The 25,332-nt window shown below is 30.1% G+C and carries 23 protein-coding genes; 10 read left to right on the top strand and 13 right to left on the bottom strand.

The genetic code is table 11. The annotated features are described in order from the left end of the window. Positions 1 to 80: 80 nt before the first annotated feature. Together EDC42_RS00490 and mtrH are read right to left on the bottom strand one after the other, a co-directional pair. On the bottom strand, positions 81 to 701 hold the full coding sequence (locus EDC42_RS00490) for a KH domain-containing protein (RefSeq protein ID WP_069575265.1): 621 nt from the start codon (positions 699 to 701) through the stop codon (positions 81 to 83). 276 nt (positions 702 to 977) lie between these two features. Next, on the bottom strand, positions 978 to 1,916 hold the full coding sequence (gene mtrH / locus EDC42_RS00485) for a tetrahydromethanopterin S-methyltransferase subunit H (protein ID WP_069575264.1): 939 nt from the start codon (positions 1,914 to 1,916) through the stop codon (positions 978 to 980). A gap of 735 nt (positions 1,917 to 2,651) precedes the next feature. On the opposite strand from mtrH, the gene EDC42_RS00480 reads away from it, so the two are divergent. Further along, positions 2,652 to 3,938, top strand: coding sequence for an ATP-binding protein (locus EDC42_RS00480; RefSeq protein WP_069575317.1), 1,287 nt, complete (start codon positions 2,652 to 2,654; stop codon positions 3,936 to 3,938). 149 nt (positions 3,939 to 4,087) lie between these two features. Here the strand turns inward: EDC42_RS00480 and EDC42_RS00475 are convergent, their stop codons facing one another. From EDC42_RS00475 to eif1A, 3 genes are all read right to left on the bottom strand, one after another. Beyond that, positions 4,088 to 4,336 (bottom strand): hypothetical protein, encoded by a 249-nt coding sequence (locus EDC42_RS00475; protein ID WP_069575263.1) that lies wholly within the window; start codon positions 4,334 to 4,336, stop codon positions 4,088 to 4,090. A 246-nt stretch (positions 4,337 to 4,582) separates the two neighbouring features. Then, positions 4,583 to 5,353 (bottom strand): serine protein kinase RIO, encoded by a 771-nt coding sequence (locus EDC42_RS00470; RefSeq protein ID WP_069575261.1) that lies wholly within the window; start codon positions 5,351 to 5,353, stop codon positions 4,583 to 4,585. A gap of 25 nt (positions 5,354 to 5,378) precedes the next feature. Further along, positions 5,379 to 5,684, bottom strand: a complete 306-nt coding sequence (eif1A, locus tag EDC42_RS00465) for a translation initiation factor eIF-1A (RefSeq protein WP_069575259.1) — start codon at positions 5,682 to 5,684, stop codon at positions 5,379 to 5,381. A 111-nt stretch (positions 5,685 to 5,795) separates the two neighbouring features. On the opposite strand from eif1A, the gene EDC42_RS00460 reads away from it, so the two are divergent. The 3 genes from EDC42_RS00460 to EDC42_RS00450 are packed head-to-tail and all read left to right on the top strand — an operon-like array spanning position 5,796 to position 7,769. After that, positions 5,796 to 7,019: a molybdenum cofactor synthesis domain-containing protein gene (locus EDC42_RS00460; RefSeq protein ID WP_069575254.1), complete on the top strand. Its 1,224-nt coding sequence runs from the start codon at positions 5,796 to 5,798 to the stop codon at positions 7,017 to 7,019. Positions 7,020 to 7,047: 28 nt separating this feature from the next. After that, the gene (locus tag EDC42_RS00455; RefSeq protein WP_069575249.1) at positions 7,048 to 7,509 is read left to right on the top strand and encodes a GyrI-like domain-containing protein; all 462 of its coding nucleotides are present in this window, start codon (positions 7,048 to 7,050) and stop codon (positions 7,507 to 7,509) included. A gap of 8 nt (positions 7,510 to 7,517) precedes the next feature. Beyond that, on the top strand, positions 7,518 to 7,769 hold the full coding sequence (locus EDC42_RS00450; RefSeq protein ID WP_069575244.1) for a hypothetical protein: 252 nt from the start codon (positions 7,518 to 7,520) through the stop codon (positions 7,767 to 7,769). Positions 7,770 to 7,787: 18 nt separating this feature from the next. Here EDC42_RS00450 and EDC42_RS00445 read toward each other — a convergent pair whose 3' ends face one another. Genes EDC42_RS00445 through hypD form a run of 3 tightly spaced genes read right to left on the bottom strand, consistent with a single transcriptional unit; the run spans position 7,788 to position 10,861 of the window. Next, the gene (locus EDC42_RS00445) at positions 7,788 to 9,101 is read right to left on the bottom strand and encodes a TldD/PmbA family protein (RefSeq protein ID WP_069575315.1); all 1,314 of its coding nucleotides are present in this window, start codon (positions 9,099 to 9,101) and stop codon (positions 7,788 to 7,790) included. 7 nt (positions 9,102 to 9,108) lie between these two features. Beyond that, entirely contained in the window at positions 9,109 to 9,813 is a 705-nt protein-coding gene (locus EDC42_RS00440; protein ID WP_069575238.1) for a phosphoglycolate phosphatase, read from the bottom strand. A gap of 4 nt (positions 9,814 to 9,817) precedes the next feature. Next, a complete protein-coding gene (gene hypD / locus EDC42_RS00435) occupies positions 9,818 to 10,861 on the bottom strand; it encodes a hydrogenase formation protein HypD (protein ID WP_069575313.1) in 1,044 nt (347 codons plus the stop codon). An 85-nt stretch (positions 10,862 to 10,946) separates the two neighbouring features. Here hypD and EDC42_RS00430 point away from each other — a divergent pair, with 85 nt between their 5' ends. Together EDC42_RS00430 and EDC42_RS00425 are read left to right on the top strand one after the other, a co-directional pair. Next, positions 10,947 to 12,611, top strand: coding sequence for a cytidylyltransferase domain-containing protein (locus EDC42_RS00430; protein ID WP_069575233.1), 1,665 nt, complete (start codon positions 10,947 to 10,949; stop codon positions 12,609 to 12,611). An 8-nt stretch (positions 12,612 to 12,619) separates the two neighbouring features. Next, complete coding sequence (locus EDC42_RS00425) at positions 12,620 to 13,621, top strand: N-acetylneuraminate synthase family protein (RefSeq protein WP_158005592.1); 1,002 nt, start codon at positions 12,620 to 12,622, stop codon at positions 13,619 to 13,621. A gap of 13 nt (positions 13,622 to 13,634) precedes the next feature. On the opposite strand, the gene EDC42_RS00420 is transcribed toward EDC42_RS00425, so the two are convergent. From EDC42_RS00420 to EDC42_RS00405, 4 genes are all read right to left on the bottom strand, one after another. Next, on the bottom strand, positions 13,635 to 15,179 hold the full coding sequence (locus EDC42_RS00420; RefSeq protein ID WP_069575223.1) for a hypothetical protein: 1,545 nt from the start codon (positions 15,177 to 15,179) through the stop codon (positions 13,635 to 13,637). A gap of 107 nt (positions 15,180 to 15,286) precedes the next feature. Further along, positions 15,287 to 16,861 (bottom strand): glycosyltransferase family 39 protein, encoded by a 1,575-nt coding sequence (locus EDC42_RS00415; RefSeq protein ID WP_123833367.1) that lies wholly within the window; start codon positions 16,859 to 16,861, stop codon positions 15,287 to 15,289. 37 nt (positions 16,862 to 16,898) lie between these two features. Then, positions 16,899 to 18,476 carry a glycosyltransferase family 39 protein gene (locus EDC42_RS00410; protein ID WP_123833366.1) on the bottom strand — a complete coding sequence of 526 codons (1,578 nt, stop codon included), beginning with the start codon at positions 18,474 to 18,476 and terminating at the stop codon, positions 16,899 to 16,901. A gap of 45 nt (positions 18,477 to 18,521) precedes the next feature. Then, entirely contained in the window at positions 18,522 to 19,367 is an 846-nt protein-coding gene (locus EDC42_RS00405) for a UbiA family prenyltransferase (protein WP_069574604.1), read from the bottom strand. Between the two features lie 128 nt (positions 19,368 to 19,495). On the opposite strand from EDC42_RS00405, the gene EDC42_RS00400 reads away from it, so the two are divergent. Both EDC42_RS00400 and oadA read left to right on the top strand, forming a co-directional pair. After that, entirely contained in the window at positions 19,496 to 20,590 is a 1,095-nt protein-coding gene (locus tag EDC42_RS00400; RefSeq protein WP_069574603.1) for an inositol-3-phosphate synthase, read from the top strand. A gap of 168 nt (positions 20,591 to 20,758) precedes the next feature. Then, positions 20,759 to 22,471, top strand: coding sequence for a sodium-extruding oxaloacetate decarboxylase subunit alpha (gene oadA / locus EDC42_RS00395; protein WP_069574602.1), 1,713 nt, complete (start codon positions 20,759 to 20,761; stop codon positions 22,469 to 22,471). 112 nt (positions 22,472 to 22,583) lie between these two features. Here oadA and EDC42_RS00390 read toward each other — a convergent pair whose 3' ends face one another. Continuing rightward, positions 22,584 to 22,799, bottom strand: coding sequence for a hypothetical protein (locus EDC42_RS00390; RefSeq protein WP_069574601.1), 216 nt, complete (start codon positions 22,797 to 22,799; stop codon positions 22,584 to 22,586). 151 nt (positions 22,800 to 22,950) lie between these two features. Between EDC42_RS00390 and EDC42_RS00385 the strand changes: the two genes are divergently transcribed. Next, positions 22,951 to 23,949 carry an oxidoreductase gene (locus tag EDC42_RS00385; protein ID WP_069574600.1) on the top strand — a complete coding sequence of 333 codons (999 nt, stop codon included), beginning with the start codon at positions 22,951 to 22,953 and terminating at the stop codon, positions 23,947 to 23,949. 317 nt (positions 23,950 to 24,266) lie between these two features. Continuing rightward, positions 24,267 to 25,265: a M48 family metallopeptidase gene (locus tag EDC42_RS00380; protein WP_069574599.1), complete on the top strand. Its 999-nt coding sequence runs from the start codon at positions 24,267 to 24,269 to the stop codon at positions 25,263 to 25,265. Positions 25,266 to 25,332 lie beyond the last annotated feature (67 nt).

Genomic DNA, 25,332 nt, shown 5'->3' with positions numbered 1-25,332 from the left:
TTGTTACTCTAATTATTATATTGAAATTTCATTAAAGTAATACTTTAATTTAAAAAAAGAAATGGCAGTAACCGTTAATGTTACTGCAATGTTTTTTCATCAAATTCGATTCCATCCTTGAATTCTATTTTATCATCTTCAATTCCGACAAGATCTTTGAATTCTTTCATTTTTAAATCTTCTTTTTTGTGTTCTAAGAATCCATAAACTGATTTGTGTCTAGAACCTTTTAAAATCATTTCAATAGCTTCTTTAGCAACCATTATATTGTCCATTTCCCCAATTAATGAAACAGTTTTACCATAGATTGCCATATTCACTTCAGCCATTTCCATGATTATTTCACGTGTTTTCCCGTCTTTTCCGATGATTCTACCTTTATGTCTTGCAAGGGCTTTTTTGGATTTTCCGATGTATAATGGCAAGCTAATTACTTCTAAATAATAATCGTCACTTACTAATTTTAATGCAACTTCGGGATTAAATCCACGAGCTACTGCTTTTACAATATGATTCGCATTCCATACTCCTAATGGATCCTCCATATTTTCACCAGGGGTGATGTAAACAGTGCCCTCATCACTATCTATGTCTAAAATAGTTCCAGTCGCTTTTTCGATGGATTTTTTAACTCCTCCATTGCTTCCAATTAATGCCCCTATTCTATTTTGTGGTATTTTTAAATAATCTGTTTCCGGCATAATTTCACCTTTTTTCTTAAATTAAAATTATTAATAGTTATTTAATTGAAGTTATTTAAAATTTGGGTTAAAATTGGTGTTGTTCTGTAAAATATAATTTCATAAAAATAGATTTTTTTTAATAGCACTGGATGTGTTTAATTGTCCAGTGCTAATTCGGTATTTTGGATTAATGTTTAGATTTGTTAAATACCATCATTAGGGTTAATGATATTTGAACAAATTGATGTTGAGGTTTTGAAAATGTAAACTTTTGATAAGTTTATAACAAATTGTTTATAATAATTTGTTCATTGGATGGTAATCTACAGGTTCAGTTCCTAAAGGCTTTGCAGCTTCGGAAATGAACATATCAGTTTGTGCTACTGCAGGGAATGCAATTTTTGCGTTTTCAATAGGTCCAAAGAGAACGAAGTCTCCTCCACACATTACTTGCACAATGTTTGCACCAATATCACAAACTGTGAATGCAGTTTTATTACCTTCTTTTTTGTAGTCTCTTAACCAGTCCCATGCAGAAGGAACGTTGTGAATACCAGATCCAACCGGATATCCCCATTTAGCTTTTTCTGCAAAGGAAGTTCTAGCAGCAATACCTGCACCTTGTCCTAAAGGAGTTACAGCAGTATCCATCATAAATTTGTCAATACCACAATCTGCTGCTACTTCAAGCAAACCTTTTTCGTAAGCACCATCGTCTCCATTTTCCCACATGTTCATTTTACCTTCAACGGTAGCATTCATTGGGTTGAATCCTAAGATAATGGATGCAGAAATGTCAGTTGAAGCGAGAGCATCTAATTCAGATTTGTCTGCTGCCATGTTAATTGAGTTATAAATTGCCCTTTCGGTTAATCCAACTTCGTCAGCGTACTGTGCACCAGCAACTCTTGCATCTCCGGAAGTGGAATCTATAAGGAAAGGAGCATCACAAATTTCACCAATGTATTCGATGTATTTTGGAAGTGCTTCAACAGTTTGTCCGAAAACTTGTACGATGTATGGGTTTCCAGTTACATCAGAAATGGATGCCATATCGTTAACTAATGTTTCAGCTTTATCTTTGTCGAAGTCACCGGTTAATTCATCATTAAGAATGTTGTGTCCACCGTAGAAAATAGTTCCTGCTAATACAGTAGGGTATTCTCCAGGTTGTCCACCCATTTTGACTCCAGCGAAGTCAAAAACTTCTTGTTCTTTATCAAATTTAAACATTTAATATAACCTCTATATTTTTCGACTTAACCTGTTAATAATTTTAATATCAACAAAGTTAAGTCTATTAAATAATATGGTATAATATTATTTATATTTATTGTACAGTTTAATATATTATTTGTATTTTTTTTAATTATTGTTTAATTTATTAAAAAGAAATATATACAGTTTTATACAAAAAAACATGTATTAAAATTCAATTATACTTTAAAATAGGAAATTATTCTTATTTTTTAGTTAATTGGATGATAAAAACTTAAAATAATTAATTAATCATAATTAATCATTATTATAATATTTAATTCTAATTTTACTTCTTAATTATTAAATTATAGATTTTAAATTAGTTTTAATCTCTGTAATTGAAAATAAGTTGTAAAAATTTTATTTAACATAATGAAAATAAGCAATTGGAAGAAATAGGTTACATTATGTAATTAAAATATTAATACTAAGGTTTCTTTTAAGTAATAATTTAATTAAAATTTAGGGTTAACATATTCCCGTAGGAAAGATGTTTTACTTACAGCTATTCTGGCAACATTTTTGTAGTTAAATTTGAATTTTAATGTTTATTAATTTTGTGCAATAAATTTTTATCGATGATTAAATGGATGAAAAGTATAAAATAAATTATATGAAAAACATAAAATTTATATGATGAAAAGTATAAAATAAATTTAGTGAAAAGTATAAAATAAAATGGGTGAAAAATATAAAAAAGTGATTAATATGAAAAAATATTTACCAAGATATACTGACCAGGAACTGAAAGAATCTCTAGAATACATGGGTGCTGTTCTAATAACTGGTCCGAAGTGGTGTGGTAAGACTACAACAGCAAAACAGCAATGCAAAAGCCTAAAAGAACTACAACATCCCGTTCATGGAAAATCTTACTTAAAACTTGCAGATACCAATCCCATAGAACTTCTGAAAGGTGAAAAGCCAATGCTGATTGACGAATGGCAGATGGCACCAGAACTGTGGGGTACTGTTAGATATTTGGTAGATGAATCAGATGAAGACGGACTGTATATTTTAACAGGATCGACAATAGTTGATGAAAGTAAAATTGTGCACTCGGGAGCAGGCAGAATAAAAAGGATAGTGATGCGCCCAATGAGTCTGTATGAAAGTGGTGAATCCACAGGTGAAATCTCATTAATCGATTTGTTTGATAATGATGATTTAAACATTGATGGTGTAACTTCAAACTTAACAATACCTGATTTGATATTTGCCGCATGCAGAGGGGGATGGCCAGAATCACTAAACAAAAAAACCAAAAAACAGCAATTGGCAATTGTATCAAATTATATCGATATAATATGCAATAGTGATGTTTCAGAAGTGGATGGGGTTAAACGCAGTCCTCAAAGAGTAAAAACTATTCTAAAATCCTACGCTAGAAACATATCTACACTTGCAACTAAAAAAACATTAATGAAAGATATAAAAACAGAATATGCTGATATTTCATTGCCTACATTCAATTCCTATATTGATGCTCTTGAAAGGTTATATGTAATCCAAAACATTCCTGCATGGTCACCAAACATCAGATCCGCAAACACCATCAGAAAATCCTACAAAAAAGAATTCATTGACCCATCAATAGCAGTGGCAAGTCTTAACCTAACACCTGAAAAATTATTGAAAGATTTCGAAACATTCGGATTCATATTTGAAAATCTATGCATACGTGACCTGCTTGTTTACTCAAGTTCAGTCAATGGTAAAGTATTATATTACAATGACGACAGCGGGCTTGAAGCGGATTGTGTCATATATCTAAATGATGGCAGATATGCATTGATAGAATTTAAATTGGGCAACCGAGAAATCGATAATGGAGCAGGAAATTTACTTAAACTAAAAGATTTGATTAAAAAAAGTGTTGAAAACAAAAAGATTGATTTAGAAGAGCCAAGTTTTCTAGCGGTGATTACTGGTGGTGAACTGGCTTATACAAGAGCTGATGGAGTGAAAGTTATTCCAATAGGATGTTTGCGATAAATGTCTTGTTGGATTAGAATGTATCCCACTCAATTATCTAGTGTCATAATTGTTATGAGAACAATAAAAAAGATAAGTAAATGCAACAGTCAGATTCAGAGTTAGCTATAGTTAGATATAATGAAATACAGTTTATTTTTCCTGAAAAATTAAAAAAATAAAATTACATCCTCTTTTATAATTTCCTTGTCCGGCAAGTCCTTAAAATAAATCTGCTGTGGTTTTTGCATTGTATTTTCATTTATCATAGGCAATTTCTGTATTTCAAAGTCATAGGATCTGTAAAATTTAGTCATGCCAGTCATGTGTTTTTTTTTTTGACTGTGTTTAACGCATATTTTTGCAGAAGGTGGTTTCGGTATTCTGTTAATTTTGCTTTTACACGGTGGTGTTTCCATTTAATGTTGTTGTTTTCATCTTATTCTGCTTCAGCTAATAGTTCATGCAGATTCTGATTAAAATAGGAAGCATATTGGGTCAATTCTAATCTATATATTCTTTGTGTTTTTTCTGAATGGTTACAGCTTATAGCAACGGTTTTCAACAGTTCGTTATTACTCATAGTTAACACCTTTATAGTTTTTCTATAAAAAATGTTAACAGAGATCATTTGAAAAGTATTTTTCATCTAAGTAAAACATCTTTTACCGGGGATTCACATATTCCCAAATTTCTTCAAAACTAGTTTTAACACCAAGTTTAGTATATTCACGAACAAGTGTGTTAATGTCTCTTTCAAGAAGTTCTCTTGAAATCGGATTATCTAAAACAACAGATTGTGAAACATCAATAATTACAGGCTCTTCATCTTTATTTAATATATTATAATTTGACAAATCGCCATGCACTAATTTTGCTTCATTTACAAATAATTTTAGATTTATAAGTAACTTCTTGAAAAATTCTTCAGAATTTTTAGGTGGTTGATTCTTAACAGGTTGTGCAGGATTTCCATTTTCATCTCCAATAAATTCAATTAATAATACATTATTTGCACTTGTAATTGGGTGAGGTACTTTAACTCCTGCAGATTCAAGGCGGGTTAAATTTTTAAATTCTTTTGTAACCCATGAATAAATAATTTTTCTCTTATTTTTGGTTTTAAGATTAAATCTAGGATCTCCTTTAAGGTAATAATCCATTTTTTTAAAATCAGATGTAGCAATTCTATAAACTTTGACTGCTATAAATTTTCCATCATCAGTAATGCCTGTAAGTACATTGGCTTCTTTACCGGTGCTAATAGCACCATTTAAAATATCGATATGTCCTTGGTTAGCTAATTTATATAGTGTTTCTAATGTTATTTTATCGAAAATTTCATTCCCCACTTTCCTATCAGAACTATCTTTCTTTCTTTTCTGGGAATGTAATTTTTCATGTTTTGCATCTGCTTTAGCTATTTTCGAATCCATTAAAATCAAAAAAATAAGTAATAGACTACATTTTTAAGTAGCCTTTTCTTTCAAGCCAATTTGATTCGGTTTTGGTGTATCTCCAAATTACATCAGCTTTTTCATCAGATTGGAAATCCCATGGCTTTACAAGGATCACGTCTCCTTCACGAATCCAAATACGTTTTTTCATTTTTCCAGGGATTCTAGTCATTCTCATATTTCCATCAGCACAACGAACTTTTAATTTTCCGTGTCCCATAATTTGTTCAACTACTCCAGGAATTTCACCTTTTTTAGGAGTTCTCACTCTTCTATATTCTTGTTGTTGATTTTGATTAGGTTTAGACAAATACTCTCCTCCAAATTATAATAAAATTATATCTTTAAATAAAATTAAATTATTTATATATTTATCAATATATTATATATTAATTTATTGTATGTTATATAAGTGGTGATTATGGGTACCGAATTTTTAAAAATTAAAGAATGTGATGAAGCTACTGAAATTATTCAAAAATTATTTGATGAAAAATTAAATCAACAAAGTGAAGAAATTCTTGTTACAGAATCATACGGAAGAATTTTATTTGAGGATGTTTATTCAAAAATGGATTTTCCACCCTTTGATAAAGCTTTAAAAGATGGATTTGCAATACTTGCTGAAGATAGTTTTGGAGCATCTGAAGAATCTCCTAAAACATTGGATGTAATTGATTTTTTAGAGGCAGGTGCAACTACTGATAAAAAGGTTGAAAAAGGAAAATGTATTGAGATTAGTACTGGTGCAGCAATGCCGGAAGGTGCAGAGTCTGTTGTAATGGTGGAGTATGCTGAAAAATCAGATGGTAAAGTTAATTTATTAACTACTGCTACTCCTACACAGGATGTTGCTCGTAAAGGATCTGATATTGAGGAAGGTAAATTAATTCTTAAAAAAGGAGATTTCTTAAATCCCGGTAAAATTGGAGTATTGCTTTCACAAGGTTTTGAAACTATTGAGGTGTATAAAAAACCTATTTTGGGAGTGATATCTTCTGGAAATGAAATTTCTCTTCAAGGAGAAGGATTAACCTACGGTAAAATATATGATGTTAACGGAGGCATGATTAAAAACGCCGCTATTTCTTGTGGTGCAGACGCTCATTTTTTAGGCATTATGAGGGATAATTATGATGAAGTTAAACATAAAATAACTGATGCTTTAAAAGAAGCGGACATTATAATTTGTTCTGGTGGAACTTCTGCAGGTCTTGGAGATGTTTTAAACAGCGTTTTAGAAGAATTGGGTGAAGTTTATATTCATGGTATTTCAGTTCAACCAGGTAAACCAACTATCATTGGAGTAATTGAAGATAAATTGGTCATTGGTCTTCCGGGAAATCCTGTTTCTGCTTTAATGATATTTAATGCATTTATTGCAGAACCGTTAACTAAATTGGCTGGTATTGATAAGGATTTTGAACTTGACACTGTTAAAGGCAAAATGACTAGAAGAATTCATTCTCCTGTTGGAAGAATGCAATATCAACTTGTTAAAGTAGATGGAAAGGATATCCATCCAATATTTAAAGATTCAGGTGCAATATTTTCACTTTCAACTGCTGATGGTTATGTAAAAGTTCCAAAATCTGTTGAACTTTTAGATGAAGGTGAAGAAGTAGAAGTTTATTTATTTAATTAATATTATAAAATACTGTAAAGGTGTAAAAATGGAAAGTGAAGTTAAAGTAATTCCAGAACAAAAATTAGCTGTTATTAATTGTAAAACTCCAATTACTGATTTAGAAATTTTCCTTTCAATGTTAATGGGTTGGGTTGATGCTGAAGAGATCGAAACTGCTGGTGAACCATTCATTGTTTATTTCTCACCAAGACATCAAGTCAATAAGGGGGATGCAGTATTTGATGTAAGCATTCCAATTAAAGAAGATGCTAATGAAACAGATAGAATTCGTGTTGTTGACATGATTTCAAACAAAGTTTTATCCGGTATTCATTATGGCTCTGCAGATAGTATAATGGAAACTTATGAAAAATTAGTTGATATTGCTCAGGAAAATCACTATGATATTATCGGATCACCTAAAGAAGTTTTAATAAAAAATGTTCATAATTGTGATGATGAAAAAGAATACATAACTGAGATTCAATTGCCTATTATTGAAATGTAGGTGTTTAAATGCCTAAAAATGAAGAGTTTGATCTGGATAAAGAAATTGAAAGAATTTCTCGCAAAACTAATATTAATATGAGAAATTCAGAATTTTCTTTTGAAAATCAAATAAGAAAATTAGATAAAGAAATTGATAAGATTATGGAAGATAAATTAAAAGAATTTGATGATAACAAAAAGTTAACTTCAGATTATTTTTCTATTGATTATAATGAATCTACAATAAGCAGATATAGGGAAAAATTAAAAAAGATTTAATTTTTCTACAACTTTTTTTTATTGATTTTGTCCAACAACTCTTAAATCGTGAACTAATAATTTAGGAATAATAAATGGGCCATATTGTTTTATTTCGGATTGCAATCCTTCTACTTTTTCCATAATTTCAAATATATTTCCTGAAATCATTGCTTTATTAATAGGCTCGCTTAATTCACCATTTTCTATTTTAAATGCATTACTTGCTTCAACTGAAAAATCTCCTGAAATTGGATTTGCAGTATGGGCTCCTAAAACACTAGTTGTTAAAACACCATTTTTAATTTCTGATAAATCTTTCATATCACTAAATTTAAACTCAAGGTTTGTGGGGGAAATCATAGGTGTTGTTAAATAAGACCCTCTAAGACCATTAGATGTTGTTTTAACGCCTGATTTGTTTGCAGTATAAATATCATAAATAAATGAATTTAGAATTCCATCTTTTATCAAATCAGTTTTTTGACTTACAATGCCTTCCCCATCACATTTTGAAGTATACATTCCTTTTTCTAAAAGAGGATTGTCAATTATGCTTAAATTAGGATTAGCTATTTGGAAATTTATTTTATCTTTTAAGATAGATCTTCCTCTCATAACATTTTCACCATTGAATGCATTCATAAATGTTTGCAGAAGACCGGTTGCAGCATAATAATCAAGAACAACATCATAATTATTTGTTTCAATTGGTTTTGTATCAAGAGAACTTTTAGCAAGATTGCACACTTCGATAGCTAATTTTTCACCATCCAAATCAAAGAATCTTGAAGATTGTGAGTTATACGCTGTTGCAATTTTTCCATCTTTTTGTATATTTACAGATAATCCAATACTAAATCCGGTACCTTCATCTTCAATGGAAACCCCATTCGAGTTTAAAATAAGGGATTTTCCTTCACTTGCTGAAAATCCAGAACCAGTTATGTCACATCCTTGGTCAATTGTTGTATCTATTGTGTTTTTTAAAAATTCAATGGATTCATCAAGATCTAATTCATTAAATTTTTTATCATATACTTTTTTAACACTTGGGATTTCTTCGACTTCAGCAAATGCATAATTTTCATCAGTTTTATTTAATTTAGTGTTTTCAATTGAATGTTTTGCTGTTTCAGCAATTTTATCCATGTTTGAAGTGAATGCAAAACCTATTTTATTGTCTTTAATTACTCTAATGCCTACTCCACGGTCAATTTCTTCTTTTGCAAAATTTAATTCCTCTTTTCGGGAGTCAAGTTGGATGGATTTTGATTCATCAATGTATATTTCATAGGCATCACAATTATTTTCTATTGCTTTTTTTGCTTCTTGTGCTATTTCGTATATCATTTTATCACTATAATACAAATTTTTCAATAGCTTCTGCTACACCATCGCCGAACATATTCTCACAAGTGTATGTACTAATATCTTTTAATTTGTCTTCAGCATTTGCCACAGCTATTTTGTATCCTGCTTGTTTTAAGAAATCTTCATCATTTTGACTATCTCCAATAGCCATAACATTTTCCATATTTATTCCATTTCTTTCACATAAATATTTTAGTGAAGTTCCTTTATTCACACGTTTGTCGGTAATGTGTAGTGCAAAACCACTATCATAAATTTCAAGTTCGTCTAAGTATTTAAAATCTTTTAATGCATCTTCTAATTCTTTTATATCTAATGTTTTATAGAATACAGTTTCGGTTAATCTGTACATATTGTCGTGGGATGCATGTTTATCAAATTTGTCGCCTAATTTATCTTTTAAGTGCTCTTCAGCAGATGTCACGAAAGCTCTTTCAACTAATGTTTCAACAGCATTATTGTTTTCACCTTCTTTAAAGACAACACCACCATTTTCTGCTACAAGTCCGCCGCTACACCCAATAAGGACTTCTGTAGCATAAGCATAGTTAACAACATTGCCTGTTACAATAATGGTTGGTATTCCTTTTGATTCTGCTTTTCTTAATGCTTCAATAGCAGAAATACAGATTTGTCTTTTTTCATCAGTTATAGTTCCATCAATATCAACTGCAATTGCTTCAATTGTCATATTATCATCTTGAGTATCTGTGGGCGATGTTGCATGTTCCTTCTTTACTTACCATACAAGCTCCGATTGGATGTAATGGATTGCATGTTTTTCTAAATAGCTTACAGTCTTCTGGTCTTGCAAGTCCTCTTAAAATAGGTCCGCAAATACATCCTTTAGGTGCTTCATTAACATCTTTAACTTCAATATCGTATTTTTCACGAGCATTATATTCACTGAATTCATCTTTAATTTCTAAGATGGAATTTGGTATTTTTGGAAATCCTCTCCATTCCCTGGAGGTCACTTCAAATACCTGATTCATTTTTTCTTGCGCAATCGTATTTCCTTCTTCTCTAACTGCTCTTGTGTATTCATTTTCTATTTTTGGTGTTTCATTATGAATTTGTCTTAAAATCATATATACAGACATTAATATGTCTAATGGATTAAAACCCGCTACAGCTTGAGGAATTCCAAACTCTTTTGAGAAATATTCAAACGGTCTAGTTCCAATAATTGTACAAACATGCCCAGGTTCAATTAATGCATTTAGACTTGTCTCTCCAGAATTAATTAAAAAATCAATAGCTGGTGGTATTAATCTGTGACATGATAGTACTGAGAAATTTTCAGGAGGTGTTGCTAATAGTTCGGCAGCAGTGGTTGGTGCAGTTGTTTCAAAACCTGCAGATATGAATGCAACATCATTATCTTCTTTTTCAGATATTTCAATAGCTCTATTTATTCCATAAACTACTCTAACATCTCCTCCTTCAGCTTTCGCATCTGCAAGTGATCTTTCAGAACCCGGAACTCTTAACATATCTCCGAAGGTTGTAATTGTAACTCCTCTATCAATTAATTCTAAAGCTTCATCAATTTCACGAGAGGGAACTACACAAACAGGACATCCGGGTCCTGCAATGATTTCTATTTCATCTGGAAGTAAACTTCTAATTCCATTCTCCATTATTGTATGTTCATGGGAACCACAAACGTGCATTATTTTAACAGGTGTGGATAATTCATTTATTTTTTTTAATAATTTATCTGACATACTTTTCATATTCATATTAACACCAAAGATTTAATAATATATTATTAGTATATTTATTATTGTATTAATTAAATTTATGGATATAAGGATGAACATGTTCAATAATAATAAAATTTTAGTAGTTATTCCAGCTAAAGGGGTTTCAAAAGGGATTCCTCGCAAATATGTTCGTTTATTGAATAATAAACCGTTGATTTATTATGCAATAAACATTGCTAAATCATCTCAATATGTTGATGATGTTGTTGTAACTACTGATGATTCTGAAATTGCATCAATTTCTGAAAAATTTGGTGTAAGTGTTATTAGACGTTCAAAAGAATTATCCGGAGAGGATATTCCTTTGGATGCTGTTGTGTTTAATGCTATGGTTCAAAAAGAAAAATCTGCATTTGATGAATATGATATTGTAATTACAATGTTGCCTACATCCCCTTTACTTAAAACACAGACTTTAGATAATGCTATTGAAAATTTTGATGATTTTTCTCTTGAAAGTGTAATTTCTGTTGTAGAAGATAAACAGTTGTTTTGGGGTTATGATGATGATAATAAAATATATTTTCCCAAGTATATTGAAAGATGTAATAGAAAAGATTTACCCAGTTCTTTTAGAGAAACTGGTGCAATCATAGCTACTCGTAGAGGTTTTATCAACGAAATTTCTTGTATTGGGGAAAATATTGATGTTATTGAATTATCTGATGAGGAAGCCATTACAGTTGATGATTTTAAAGACTGGTGGATTGTTGAAACAATTCTTCAGAGGAAAAGAATAGGAATTGTTGTAAACGCCAATAATGAAATAGGAACTAGAAGAATTGACAATTGTTTAGCATTTGCATCAAAACTTGTTTCTCATGAATTTCTATTTATTTTAGATGAAAAACATAAATTAGGACAAAATTTAGTTGAAAAATTTGGCTTTAATTTTAAAATTTATAATGGTCATGATGCAATTTATAATATATTGGAGGAATTTGCCCCTCAGATCATAATTAATGATGTATCAGACACTACGGAGGAGTATATGTCTGATTTAAAAGAAAGAGGGTATTTTGTTGCTAATTTTGATGATTTAGGTGTTGGGTCAAATTTGGCTGATGTTGTATTTGATTCATTATATGAGCATGATTTGAGTGATACAAATGTTTATACTGGTCAAAAATTCCATATTCTTAAAGATGAATTTTATTTCCAGCCTCATAAAGTAATTACTCAGGATGTAGATAATATTTTGATTATGGTTGATGGCAATGATCCTAAACATTTGTCTGAAAAGTTTTTAGAAGCAATTTTATCCACTACATATGAAATGAAAATAAATATTATAGTAGGTAGGGGATATGAGAATATTGAACAGTTTATATCTAACTATGAATCCAATCCTTTAGTTCAAATTTATCAAAATGTTCCAAATGTCAGCGATTTTATGTTTAAAGCAGATATATTAGTTACTTCTGCAAGTAAAATCATGTATGATGCTTGCGCATTAGGTGTTCCTACAATTTGTGTTTATCAAAATGATTTAGAAACTTCTCATGTTTTTGCAAATAGTGCTAATGGAATTTTAAATCTTGGTGATGTTGAATCATTAACAAAACAGGAATTTGTTAATCAATTCTTGGAATTAGTTAATAATCATGATCTTAGGTTGAACATGCATAATAAAATGAAATCTATTGATTTGCAACATGGTTATGAAAATATTTGTGCTGTTGTAACAGAAGAGTATAGGAAGTTTGCAATGAATAAATGAGGTATGTTATGAAACTATTTAATAAATATCCTTTTTTAATTGGTGAAATTAGTTTTAATTACTATGATCTGGCTAAAAAAGAGGAGTTATCTTATTTTCGAGTTGCAAAACTTTTAATTGAAAAATGTAGTGAATGTGGAATTAATGGAGTTAATTTCCATGTTGGAGATTCTGAATATTTGCATTGTAAATATGAAGAAGATTCAAATCAAACTGATCAATTAAGTTTTGATGAGTATAAAGAGCTGGCGGAGTATTGTAAGAAATTAGGTTTGGTTTTTATTATAACTCCTGCAAATATTGAAATTGTGGATAAGTTAAATGATGTAGTTGATGTTTATAAAATCTCTTCTTCTGATTTAACTAATCTTCCACTTATTGATTATATTTCAAATAAACACAAACCTATATTATTGTCAACTGCAGCTTCTAATTTAAGGGAGATTAAATCTGCTGTTAAATGTATAGAAGATAATTCTAATTTTAAAATTATTATAATGCATTCTGTTTTATCATATCCTACAAAACTAGAAGATGCTAATCTTTTAATGATAAAAGATCTTTCAGAACAATTCAAGGATTATGATGTTGGTTACTCGGATTATACAGTTTCTGATAATTTTATGTTTATCTTAACAACTGCATACCAGTATGGTGCTGTTGTGCTGGAAAAATATTTCACATTGGATAAGTCATTTGAAGGACACGAATTCGCTATGGATGAAGAAGATGCACGTATTGTTAGATTAAGTGCTAATGTATTGTCTAAGATTAATGGTTATAAAAATAAACAACCTTTAATTTGTGAGTCTTTTTCAAAAAGGAATGTTAGAAAATCTATTGTTGCAAAAAGGGATATTAAATCTGGTGAAATAATTGATAATTCAAATATTGATTTTAAAAGGCCGGGAGTGGGTATTTCTCCATCAAAAGTAGATGATATTATTGGTAAAAATGCTAATAGGGATATTTCTAAAGGTTCTTTAATAGAATATGATATGTTATCATAAATAAAAAAAGAAATTAAAATTCTGAGGAACAGTCTGCAGAATATTTGTTAATTAAAACAGCACATTTGTCGATTGTTTCAGAATCTAATTTAATGGTAGTATTTTGGATTTTATTTAATAATTCTTCAATAAATAAATCTTCATCAGTTAAAGGCATATTTATAACAACGACCTCATTGTTTATGAATCCAACTAATGGTTCAACAAAGCAATTTTTAATGTTATTTTCATTGAGGAAGTTTATTAAATCTTCACCTAAACTCAATGCTTTCTGTTTAACTTTGTTATCTTGTGAAAATTTTGCTTGTTTTGTAGTGTATCTAAATTTTCTCATATTCCCATAACTTGAAAATTCTTCAAGTTTATTTTCTTCAGATTCACTGCTTCCAATTAAATTTAGATTTTCGTTTTCTGATTCCAATCTAAGTTTTGGATTATATTTTTGTGAAAGTAATGCATAAATTCCAGTTGGACCTACAACAACATGATTAATGCCTGAAGTGGAAGTTGGGATTTTAACATTGTAGAATACATAAAACTCTTCTGGAAGACTTAACAAGTGTTCTCTGATTATTCTTGTTCTTTCTTCATCTTGTTTTACATCTCTAGTTTTATAAATTCCATAACATAAAATAATTACTCCAATAAATAACGCAATAATTCCTATACCACTATTTATAGTTAAAACTTCAATTATGCTTAAAATAAAAATAACTACACCTATTATTATGATTGTATTGTTACTTTCTATGTTTTCAACATTAAAATTTTCAAGGTTAAATTTTGAGTTATTATTTATAATTGAACTTTTGACAGGTTTTGATTCACCGTTATCAGGTTCTTTTAAGCTAATTTTATCAAGAAAACTTTTGTTTGATTTTAGTTTATTATCTTTTGGATAGTATTCATCCATTCCTTTGAAAAATTCTGTTTTAAGGAAATTTTTTAGGATGTCATAATCTTCAGTTTTGGGAGTTGCAAACTCTTTTCCAAATCTTGATAAAACGGATTGTGGTATGGTAGTTCTTGCTGTTTTTGAGATTACCTGTTCTTGTATTTCTTCCTCTTCTTTTTTCTCAATATCTGCTATTTGCAACATATGCTCTTCTGAAAAGAAATTTTCAAGTTTATCAGTAATCGATTTTATTGAGGGAGTGTTATCTTCTGTGTTTATTTCTTCAGATGTTGGTTCTTTAGGTTTTGATTCTTTTCTAATGTTTTGAAGCTCTGCATGTCTCTCTTCAAGGTATGAATCTAATTCTTTATTCATCTCATCATCTAAATATCTTAAAGATCCACCACAACTGTCGCATTCATAATCAAGTATGCTGTCACTACTTTTAATTTTGTATTTCAGTCCACATTCTTGACATTGTACAATGTATGAATCATTATATTTTGTTGAACTAACGAATGATTGATTAGATTCTTTTCCATTAGAATAGTTTTCTAAGTATTCTAAGTCACCTGCACATGAAGAACACTCGAATGTTGATATGTCATCATCATCATCGAGTTGGTATTTTGCACCACAGTTCTTACAGCATACAACTTTCATATTATCCTCTTAAATTACTTTTTATGATATTATTTTTTTATTTTTTTTATTATATATGTTTCTAAAAATAGTTAAAAAGATAATTTTTTTGTAGTGATTTTATTGACTTAAAAATTATTGTTTTCATATAAATGTAAACCACCACTATTTTTTACTTCAGTAAAATTTTTTAGGTTATCTATTCTGCTTTGTGAGATGTAGTAGCTAACATTACTTTGGTCTATTTCTCCAGGGGCATCTGCATGAAGAATTATCGTATTTGGACCAATCCACCAGCTGTATGGTCTTATGTTGTAAACTCCAATGGTCATATTTTCATAGTCCGGATTACTGTCAATTATATAATTTGATATCTCTTCTGTTGCAAGATATTTGTTTGTTGGTTCAACTGTTGCTGTGAATGCAAAAGCTTGAATTGCGAATAATGCGATTAGGACAATCGGAATTACATTTTTATTAATGTTGATATGTTCAGGAATGGTGTTTATTGCGAGCAATATGAAAAATATGAATGGTGGAACTATTGGAAGAATGTATCGGTTAACTTTAATAATGTGATAGCTAAAAAATATTGCATTTGCCAGTATCCATATTAACATAAATAATTCATTTTTATGTTCACTATTTTTACCAATTAAATAAAAAGCAATTAGAATTAATAAGGTTGTAGCTACGGAGGTAACTCTTGTAAAACTTATAATGCCAATTAAAATTAGTATAACAGGAATCACATCTCTTTTTTCAGCTTTTAATTTATTGTCATATAACCAAAATCCGATTCCTATAAATAATAATGCGAATACTGCAAATGATAATGGGGTAGGGTATTCTAAGACAGGATTTGATTCAAATATTGTATGTGAGTTTGATATAAAGTTGGGGAAGTTTGTCAAATAATAACTTATATCTGGATTGTATGCGGGATCTGTGAGTTCTCCATTTGTTCCTTTCACACCATTTGCGATTTGACTGCCTGCTTCGAATTGCCCGTTACCCATCCCATATACTCTTAGGAATACTGTTATTGCTATGATTGTTGCGATGATGATTCCTCTTTTTATGTATTTCCAGTCTTCTGGTTTTATTTTGAATCCGTTTTCGAGAACATAGAATAAGAAAAATGCTGGAAGGGTTAATATTACTGTGTATCTTGTATAAAGTCCGATTACCATTAATGGGATTAGGTATTGGTAGTATTTTGGGTTTTCTCGAACTGCAATCATTGTAAATAATGCTATCCAGATTATCACTCCTGTTGCAGGAATGTCTAATGTTCCGTTTGCAAGCCAAATTAAATAAAGTGAAAATGAGGAGTACAGTATTGTACCGGTCAAGCTCAATTCTTCGTTAAAAAATTTTTTTAACAGTAAGTAAAAACCAATATTGCCGATAATCGCAAAAAAACCAGTAACAACATAAATAGCCAATTTATCAACAAAACCCGCTCTAAAAAAAAGAGAAGTCAAAAAACAGACAACCGGAGACAAGAAAATGTTGTCAATTGAGTGTACATTTGTTCCGGTATAATAAAGTGCATTTAAGAGATATACATAAACATCTGAACATGAAATACCTATTGCATTATTAAAATTAATATAATATCCGACTAGAATTGCACTGAATATTAAAATAGCTATTAAGTAAATTTTATCTTTTTTATTTATGTTGAATTCGTTGAACATGGCTATTCTCTCAATTCATATAATGAGTATTGATTTATTAAAAATTATTATTTTTATATAAATATAATTCATTAATATTTTTTATTTCAGTAAAATTTGTTAAATTGTCCATAGGCTTATTCACGATGTAATAACTTATATTGCTTTGCTCTATTTCACTTTGATGGCTTGAAGGGATTCCTATGGTATTTGATCCAACCCACCAGCTGTATGGTCTTATGTTGTAAACTCCAATGGTCATATTTTCATAGTCCGGATTGCTGTCGATTATGTAATTTGAAATTTCTTCGGGACTCATGTATTTGTCTGTTGGTTCAACTGTTGCTGTGAATGCAAAAGCCTGAATAACAAATAATACTATTAATGCTAGGGGTATCATGTTTTTATTAATTTTGACATGCGCATGAATAGTTTCTATTGCCGTTAATACAAAGAATATAAATGGTGGAAATGTGGGAATTATGTATCTGTTAACTTTAACTATGTTGAAACTAAGGAAAATTGCATTTGCTAAAATCCAGCCTAACATGAATACTCCATCATTATATTCTCTATCTCTGGCAAGTAAATAAATTCCAATATAAATTAATATGGATGTAATCACTGAGGTAACTCTTGTAAAACTTATAATTCCCATTAGGATTATTATAATTGAAATTGCATCTGTTTTTCTAAAATTTACTTTTTTATGGTCATATAACCAGAACCCTGCCCCAATAAACAGCAATGCATATATTGCATATGCTAAAATTGTAGGGGAGTATAATGTAGGGTTTATTTCAAATACAGTATGTGAATTTGATATGTAATTTATATAATTCATAAAATAATAACTTGAATCTGGATTGTATGCAGGATCTGTGAGTTCTCCATTTGTTCCTTTTACACCATTCGCCATTTGACTAGCTGCATCAAATCTGCCATTTCCCATAGTAAAAACTATTAGGAATACTGTTATTGCTATGATTGTTGCGATGATGATTCCTCTTTTTATGTATTTCCAGTCTTCTGGTTTTATTTTGAATCCGTTTTCGAGAACATAGAATAAGAAAAATGCTGGAAGGGTTAATATTACTGTGTATCTTGTATAAAGTCCGATTACCATTAATGGGATTAGGTATTGGTAGTATTTTGGGTTTTCTCGAACTGCAATCATTGTAAATAATGCTATCCAGATTATCACTCCTGTTGCAGGAATGTCTAATGTTCCGTTTGCAAGCCAAATTAAATAAAGTGAAAATGAGGAGTACAGTATTGTACCGGTCAAGCTCAATTCTTCGTTAAAAAATTTTTTTAACAGTAAGTAAAAACCAATATTGCCGATAATCGCAAAAAAACCAGTAACAACATAAATAGCCAATTTATCAACAAAACCCACTCTAAAAAAAAGAGAAGTCAAAAAACAGACAACCGGAGATATATGGATAAAATTTGTTATATTTACTTTTTCTCCAGTATAATAAAGAGAATTTATAAGATAAATATAAACATCTGAACATGAAATGCCTATTGCATTATTAAAATTAATATAATATCCGACTAGAATTGCACTGAATATTAAAATAGCTATTAAATAATATTTGTCCTTTCTGTTTATGTTAAACTCTTTAAACATTACTAGTAATTTTTATATTGTCTCTATATAAATTAATGGGTAATATTATATTAAAGATCCGAATATAAATGCTACGAAAGCTATTAGCATTCCAATTTTTAAATTTTTAGAAACTTTTGCTGCAATCTCTCTTTTTTGTGATTTTAATATTAATATTGCGGAGTAAATGAACAGCATGACTGCAAATGCTATCACTACTAGATATAATATTCCAAAAATATGGTAATAATACAATAAAGGACACAATGCACTGTCAATTATTATTAAAATAGCTGCAAGTATTGCTGGTTTTTTCTCACCAATCAGAATAGGTAAAGTTTTTGCACCATCTGTTTTATCTCCTTCAATATCTTCAATGTCTTTTACAATTTCCCGTGCTGTTGTCATTACAAATGCAAAAAATCCTAAAAATAACGAAGTTATTATAATATTTGGATTATTGATGGAAAATCCTCCAAATACAAATCCGAAACCAGTCATGAAACCAACAGTTAAATTACCAATTAAAGGTGTTGTTTTTAATGTATATGCATATAAATAAAGGATGATGTCTGCAAATAATACAATTCCAAATGGTATCCAATTATTTGTAATATAGCTAATTAAAAAACCACATACGGTTCCAGCTGCAAATAATGAATAACCGTAGTTTCTCCCATTCTTTAGTGAAATTCTTCCAGAAGGTATTGGTCGTTCAGGTTTATTGATTAAATCAATTTTATAATCAAAATAATCATTAATCACATTTCCTGCTGATGTTTCAAAAAATACAGCAATCATTGCAAGAATTACTGGAATTGAAATTGTTTTATCAATAAGTGCAACCAAAATTATGGATATTGCACCCATTAATGCATTTCCGGGTCTCAAAATTTCTATATATGGATTCATGTTTTTATTTCCTATATTCTAGTTAATTTATAATTTAAGCATAATTATATAAAGTATATTAATTAACATAATATTAGTATTTTATTTATTAAAGTATTAATTTATAATTATTAAAAGCTGGTGTTATATTGAATAAAATTAAAATAGCAATTGTTGGAATAGGAAACTGTGCTAGTTCTCTTATTCAAGGAATACATTATTATGATGGTAAGAACCCTGAAGATGCAATAGGGCTTATGCATTGGGATATTGGAGGATATGAACCTAGTGATATTGAAGTTGTTGCAGCTTTTGATGTGGATGCAAGAAAAGTTGGAAAAACTATTGATGAAGCTATTTTCGCAAAACCAAACTGCACAACTGTTTTTCAAGAAGATATTCCTAAATATGATGCTAAAGTAAGTATGGGTCATGTTTTAGATGGTGTTGCAGAACACATGTCTAACTATGATGATGAATACACATTTGTTGTAAGTGATGAAGATCCTGTTGATGTTGTTGAAGTTTTAAAAGAAAGTGGAGCAGAAATTTTAGTTAATTACTTGCCTGTGGGTTCAGAAAAAGCAGCAAGATATTATGCTCAATGTGCTCTTGATGCAGGTGTTGCATATGTAAATTGTATGCCGGTATTTATTGTAAGTGATGATGAATGGGATGTTAAATTTAAAGCAAAAGGAATTCCTATTGTAGGTGATGATATTAAAGCTCAAATCGGTGCCACTATCACTCATAGAACACTAGCTAGTTTATTTATGGATAGGGGTGTAAAATTAGATAAAACCTATCAAATCAACACTGGTGGTAACACTGACTTTTTAAACATGCTTAATCGTGAAAGATTGGACTCTAAAAAAGAATCTAAAACTGAAGCAGTTCAATCAGTTTTAAAAGAAAGAATGGATGATAGGGATATTCATATTGGTCCTAGTGATTATGTTCCATGGCAAAATGATAATAAATTATGTTTCCTTAGAATGGAAGGTCGTACATTTGGGGATGTTCCAATGAACATTGAACTTAGATTAAGTGTAGAGGATTCTCCAAACTCTGCAGGATGTGTAATTGATGCTGTTAGATGTTGTAAAATTGGTTTAGAAAGGGGTATTGGTGGACAATTAACTTCTATTTCTTCTTACACTATGAAACATCCTCCAATTCAATACACTGATGATGAAGCATTTGAAAATGTTGAAAAATTCATTTCTGGTGATTTGGAAAGATAATTTTTCAATTTTTTATTTTTTTATTTTTTGAAACTTTTTTTCTAAAATCTCTTTGAATTGCTGGTTTATAGGGAGATTTTGCATATTTTTATATAATACAAAAAATATATATGATAGTTGGATATTTTATGATTATTTATAAATAATAATATTAAAGAGGTGTAAATGATGGCAAAAGTAAGATTTACAGAAACAGCACTTCGTGATGCTCACCAATCTCTGCTTGCAACTAGAATGAGAACCAGAGACATGATTCCTGTTGCTAAAGAAATGGATAAAGTAGGTTATTTTTCAGTAGAAGCTTGGGGTGGGGCTACTTTTGATACTTGTATTAGATATTTAAATGAAGATCCATGGGAAAGATTGAGACAACTAAAATCTGAATTTAAGAAAACTCCTATTCAAATGCTGTTAAGAGGGCAAAATTTAGTGGGTTATAAGCATTATCCTGATGATATTGTAACAAAATTTGTAGAAAAATCCTACGAAAATGGTGTAGATATTTTTAGAGTATTTGATGCTTTAAACGATGTTAGAAACATGGAAAAAGCGATAACTGTTGCTAAAGATCAAGGTGCGCATGTACAGGGTACAATTAGTTATACTATAAGTCCAGTTCACACTATAGATGGTTTTGTAGATTTGGCTAAACATCTTGAAGCTCTTGATTGTGATTCTGTTGCAGTTAAAGATATGGCTGGTTTGATAACTCCTGCAGCTGCTTATGAATTGGTATCAAAGTTAAAAGAAGAAACTGATTTGCTTGTTGATTTGCATTGTCATTGTACTAGTGGTATGACTCCAATTAGTTATTATGCAGCATGCCAAGCGGGTGTTGATATTTTAGACACTGCCATTTCACCTCTCGCATGGGGAACAAGTCAACCACCAACAGAAAGTATGGTTGCAGCTTTACAAGGAACCGAATTTGATACTGGGCTTGATTTAAAATTATTGGCTTCTATTAAAGAATACTTTGAAGACATTAAAGAAAAATATTTAGGAATTTTAGATCCTATCTCTACAAGTATTGATGCTGATGTATTATTATATCAAATTCCGGGAGGAATGCTTTCAAATCTTATTTCCCAACTTAAAGAACAAAATGCACTTGACAGGTATAATGATGTATTGGATGAAATGCCTCGTGTTAGAAAAGATATGGGATATCCTCCTCTTGTAACTCCAACAAGTCAAATTGTTGGTATTCAATCTGTAATGAATGTTTTAGGTGGGGAAAGATACAAAACAGTATCTAATGAAGTTAAAGATTACATGAAAGGAATGTACGGTAAACCACCAGCACCTGTTGATGAAAAATTATCTAAAAAGATTTTAGGGGATGAAGAGATTATTTCATGCAGACCTGCTGATTTACTTGAGCCGGAATTTGATAAAATCAAAGCAGACGGTAAAGAAAAAGGATTTGTTAAATCCGATGAAGATGCATTAACTTATGCATTATATCCACCAATAGCTCCGAAATTCCTTAAAGGAGAGACTGTAGAAGAAGAACTTAAAGCACCTCATGCATTCAGTGAAGATGAGGCTATTGGAATTCCAACCCAATATAATGTTGAAGTTGATGGAGATATGTATGAAGTCAAAATCATGCCTACAGGATTTATGGAAATTGAAGAGGCAGATAATGGTAATTTCCATCCGGTTGAAGGAGGAGTTACTTCATCAATGAATGGTATGGTAATTAAACTTAAAGTTAATGTTGGGGATAAGGTAACAAAAGGATCCACCATATGTGTTATTGAAGCTATGAAGATGGAGAACGACATTCAATCTGAAGTTGATGGTGTTGTGGAAGAAATCTTTGTAGAACCTGGTGATGCAGTTAATGCCGGTGACACTTTAATGGTAATCAAATAGATTGCCTATTTTCTATTTTTTTAGATTCAACTTTTGCTTGAAAATTAAAATTTAAAAAAATAATAGGTTTAAATAATATATTTAAACCATTTTTATATTAAATAAAATAATATTATGCTTCTATTTTATATGCATCGTATGCTGCATAAAGTGCATAAATACAATATATAATGTTTCCTAAACTACCAAGGAAGTTTACTAATAACCAACCTAAAATGATAGCAATAACAAACATTATTATTCCTTTTTTAACATCTGCACCTTGTATTATCTGACCAATACCTGGTAAGAAAAAGGAGATAATTGCTGCAATAATTGGATTCACCATATTTTTCCCTCCATTAATTTAATTGTATATATTTTAATCTTTCATATTAATATAACTTTGTACAATTATAGTCATTATTTTGTTTGTTTTCTTAAAGTATATTAATGAGTATTTTAAATAATATAATGATATTTTATTAAGTCGTGATAATATGAAAGATATTTTCGATAATGTTCAATTTGGAGATTTAAAACTTAACAGTCGTATAGTTAGAACAGGTACTTGGGAAACTGAAACTTCCGAAGGAGGATTTTTAACACCTGATATTTATGATAGATATGAAAAGATTGCAAGTAGTGGTACAGGGTTAATTGTCTCTGAAATGTTCGCACTTGACCATAAAGATAGATTTTACCCTTATTCAACCAATATGAACTACAGGGGGTTCATTAAGGATTATCAAATGGTCACTGATATTGCTCATAAATATGATGTTCCAATTTTTGGTCAACTTGCATTCTTTTATTATGATGACGGTGAAAATCAAAAGGTAGAAGCTAATGATATTGCTCAAGAGGGCATTAGGAAATTGCAGGCTGAAGTAATTATGGCAGCTAAAAAATTCTCATTTGCAGGATTTGATGGAATCCAAATTAACATGGGGAATAATTTTTATCTTTCAAGATTTATGAACCCTTATTTCAATCAAAGAGATGATAAATATGGTGGGAATACTGAAAATCGTGTCAGAATTTCTGCTGAAATAATTAAAGTTATTAAAAAGACCATGGATATCCATGTTAGTTGTAGGATTAATCCGTGGGATGCAAGAAAAGATGGAATGACTGCCGATGAAAGTATTGCAATTGCAAAAGAACTTGAAAAAGCAGGTGCTGATAGTATTCAACTTACTGCACGTACAATTTCACAAATTTATGATAAAGGTGAAAAACATCCTTTTTTAGTTTATGTTGAAAAATTAATTGATGCAGTTGATATTCCTGTTGTTTTAGGGGGATCTCTTAGAGATATGAAAACAATAAATGATGTTTTAAATAGTTCGACTGTTGAGTATATTTCAATGTCCAAACCCTTTGTTGCTCAAGCAGACTTTTTAGCAGACTGGAAAGCTAATGGTGAGGGAGTATCAGTTTGTCAAAGTTGTAACAATTGCTATTCTAAAAAAACTAGTACTTGTTTTAAATTTTAATCAGCATAGACTATTTTAAAACTATTCTTTCTTTTTTGAAAATAGTTTCAACAACTATTCTATCTTTATATTTCATATAAAAACCTTTTTTCCTTTTATTTCAATTTTAATGTTTTTTACTGAGACAATAATAAATAGCAGCTAGCTGTAATTTTTTTGAAAAAACACATAATGGATGATTATGAACATCTTTCAATGGATTTGCATATTCCGTATATTATGTGATTAAAATTTTAATTTAAATCTTCCAGTCACTTTTTTATTTTTTTATTAATTTTTAAACACAATTTAAATATAATGTTTCTATAATACTAATTATGGCAAAAGAGGATAGAAGTGAAATAAATCCATTCACTGGTAGAAAACATTATGATAAAATTAATGATGATAAATTCCTCAAGGAATCATACAAGGAATATTATTCAATGATTGATCAAGTACAACTCTTGGATAATACTCAAAATGGTCAAATTGTCATTAATGTTGCTTTAAATTTAATCAATGCAGTCAACAGTTATTTGTCTGAAATTGGTAGGCTTGATTATGTTGAAGATTACTATGATTGGGATGTTCATTTGGTTGGAGATAATGCTGTAAATGCTTTTTGCATGCCTGGGGGTAAAATTGTAATGTTTTCAGGTATTCTTTCAGTTGCAAATACTGAAGAAAAAATTGCTTTTATTCTGGGTCATGAAATGGCTCATGCACTTCTTGATCATGCTAGAACCAGAATCAGTGCTCAAAATACTCAAAATGCAATAACTTCTGCAGCATGGATTGGTAGTATTGCAATGGATTTTTTTGGTTTAGGTGAACTTGGCAGTCTAACAAGAGCAGCCACTAATGTTGCAAGCATTGGGTCTCAGTTTCTCTTAATGAATTCTTGGGGAAGGGACCAGGAACTTGAAGCTGACAGATTGGGCATGATGATTATTCATTGGGCAGGTTATGATGTCTCTCGCATTCCTGCATTTTGGAGGGATATGTCAATGCAAAATTCTAATGAACATGATTTCTTTTCAACACATCCTGCAGATTCAAAAAGAATAGCTACTATGCAGCAATTGATTGTAGAAATAGCAAACGATAATGATTTTTATTCAAAACCAGTAATTGGTGATGTTAATCAAACTAATGTTAAATCTGTTTCTTCTGAGGGGGGTTTTTGTTCAAATTGCGGAAATCCTGTTGATATTGATGCTAAATTTTGCACATCTTCTGGAACCAAGCTTGATGTTGGATTAAGATGTCCAAATTGCGGATCAGCAGTTGGAAATAATGATGTATTTTGTATTAATTGCGGATTTAAACTTTGATTTTATTTTCCAGTTTGTTATATTGTGTATATAATCTGATCAAAATATCTATTCCTTATACTGATAT

Origin of the sequence: Methanobrevibacter gottschalkii DSM 11977, from assembly GCF_003814835.1 — an archaeon.
Taxonomy (GTDB): Archaea; Methanobacteriota; Methanobacteria; order Methanobacteriales; family Methanobacteriaceae; genus Methanocatella; species Methanocatella gottschalkii.
The sequence above is the reverse complement of the archived record's forward strand: the minus strand, read 5'-3'. Positions and strand labels throughout refer to the sequence as shown.

Bases quoted from the DNA above. Each gene is read 5' to 3' on its own strand.
- EDC42_RS00490 (WP_069575265.1), bottom strand. From the start codon at position 701: ATGCCGGAAACAGATTATTTAAAAATACCACAAAATAGAATAGGGGCA.
- mtrH (WP_069575264.1), bottom strand. From the start codon at position 1,916: ATGTTTAAATTTGATAAAGAACAAGAAGTTTTTGACTTCGCTGGAGTC.
- EDC42_RS00480 (WP_069575317.1), top strand. From the start codon at position 2,652: ATGAAAAAATATTTACCAAGATATACTGACCAGGAACTGAAAGAATCT.
- EDC42_RS00475 (WP_069575263.1), bottom strand. From the start codon at position 4,336: ATGGAAACACCACCGTGTAAAAGCAAAATTAACAGAATACCGAAACCA.
- EDC42_RS00470 (WP_069575261.1), bottom strand. From the start codon at position 5,353: ATGGATTCGAAAATAGCTAAAGCAGATGCAAAACATGAAAAATTACAT.
- EDC42_RS00460 (WP_069575254.1), top strand. From the start codon at position 5,796: ATGGGTACCGAATTTTTAAAAATTAAAGAATGTGATGAAGCTACTGAA.
- EDC42_RS00455 (WP_069575249.1), top strand. From the start codon at position 7,048: ATGGAAAGTGAAGTTAAAGTAATTCCAGAACAAAAATTAGCTGTTATT.
- EDC42_RS00450 (WP_069575244.1), top strand. From the start codon at position 7,518: ATGCCTAAAAATGAAGAGTTTGATCTGGATAAAGAAATTGAAAGAATT.
- EDC42_RS00445 (WP_069575315.1), bottom strand. From the start codon at position 9,101: ATGATATACGAAATAGCACAAGAAGCAAAAAAAGCAATAGAAAATAAT.
- EDC42_RS00440 (WP_069575238.1), bottom strand. From the start codon at position 9,813: ATGACAATTGAAGCAATTGCAGTTGATATTGATGGAACTATAACTGAT.
- hypD (WP_069575313.1), bottom strand. From the start codon at position 10,861: ATGAAAAGTATGTCAGATAAATTATTAAAAAAAATAAATGAATTATCC.
- EDC42_RS00430 (WP_069575233.1), top strand. From the start codon at position 10,947: ATGTTCAATAATAATAAAATTTTAGTAGTTATTCCAGCTAAAGGGGTT.
- EDC42_RS00425 (WP_158005592.1), top strand. From the start codon at position 12,620: ATGAAACTATTTAATAAATATCCTTTTTTAATTGGTGAAATTAGTTTT.
- EDC42_RS00420 (WP_069575223.1), bottom strand. From the start codon at position 15,179: ATGAAAGTTGTATGCTGTAAGAACTGTGGTGCAAAATACCAACTCGAT.
- EDC42_RS00415 (WP_123833367.1), bottom strand. From the start codon at position 16,861: ATGTTCAACGAATTCAACATAAATAAAAAAGATAAAATTTACTTAATA.
- EDC42_RS00410 (WP_123833366.1), bottom strand. From the start codon at position 18,476: ATGTTTAAAGAGTTTAACATAAACAGAAAGGACAAATATTATTTAATA.
- EDC42_RS00405 (WP_069574604.1), bottom strand. From the start codon at position 19,367: ATGAATCCATATATAGAAATTTTGAGACCCGGAAATGCATTAATGGGT.
- oadA (WP_069574602.1), top strand. From the start codon at position 20,759: ATGGCAAAAGTAAGATTTACAGAAACAGCACTTCGTGATGCTCACCAA.
- EDC42_RS00390 (WP_069574601.1), bottom strand. From the start codon at position 22,799: ATGGTGAATCCAATTATTGCAGCAATTATCTCCTTTTTCTTACCAGGT.
- EDC42_RS00385 (WP_069574600.1), top strand. From the start codon at position 22,951: ATGAAAGATATTTTCGATAATGTTCAATTTGGAGATTTAAAACTTAAC.
- EDC42_RS00380 (WP_069574599.1), top strand. From the start codon at position 24,267: ATGGCAAAAGAGGATAGAAGTGAAATAAATCCATTCACTGGTAGAAAA.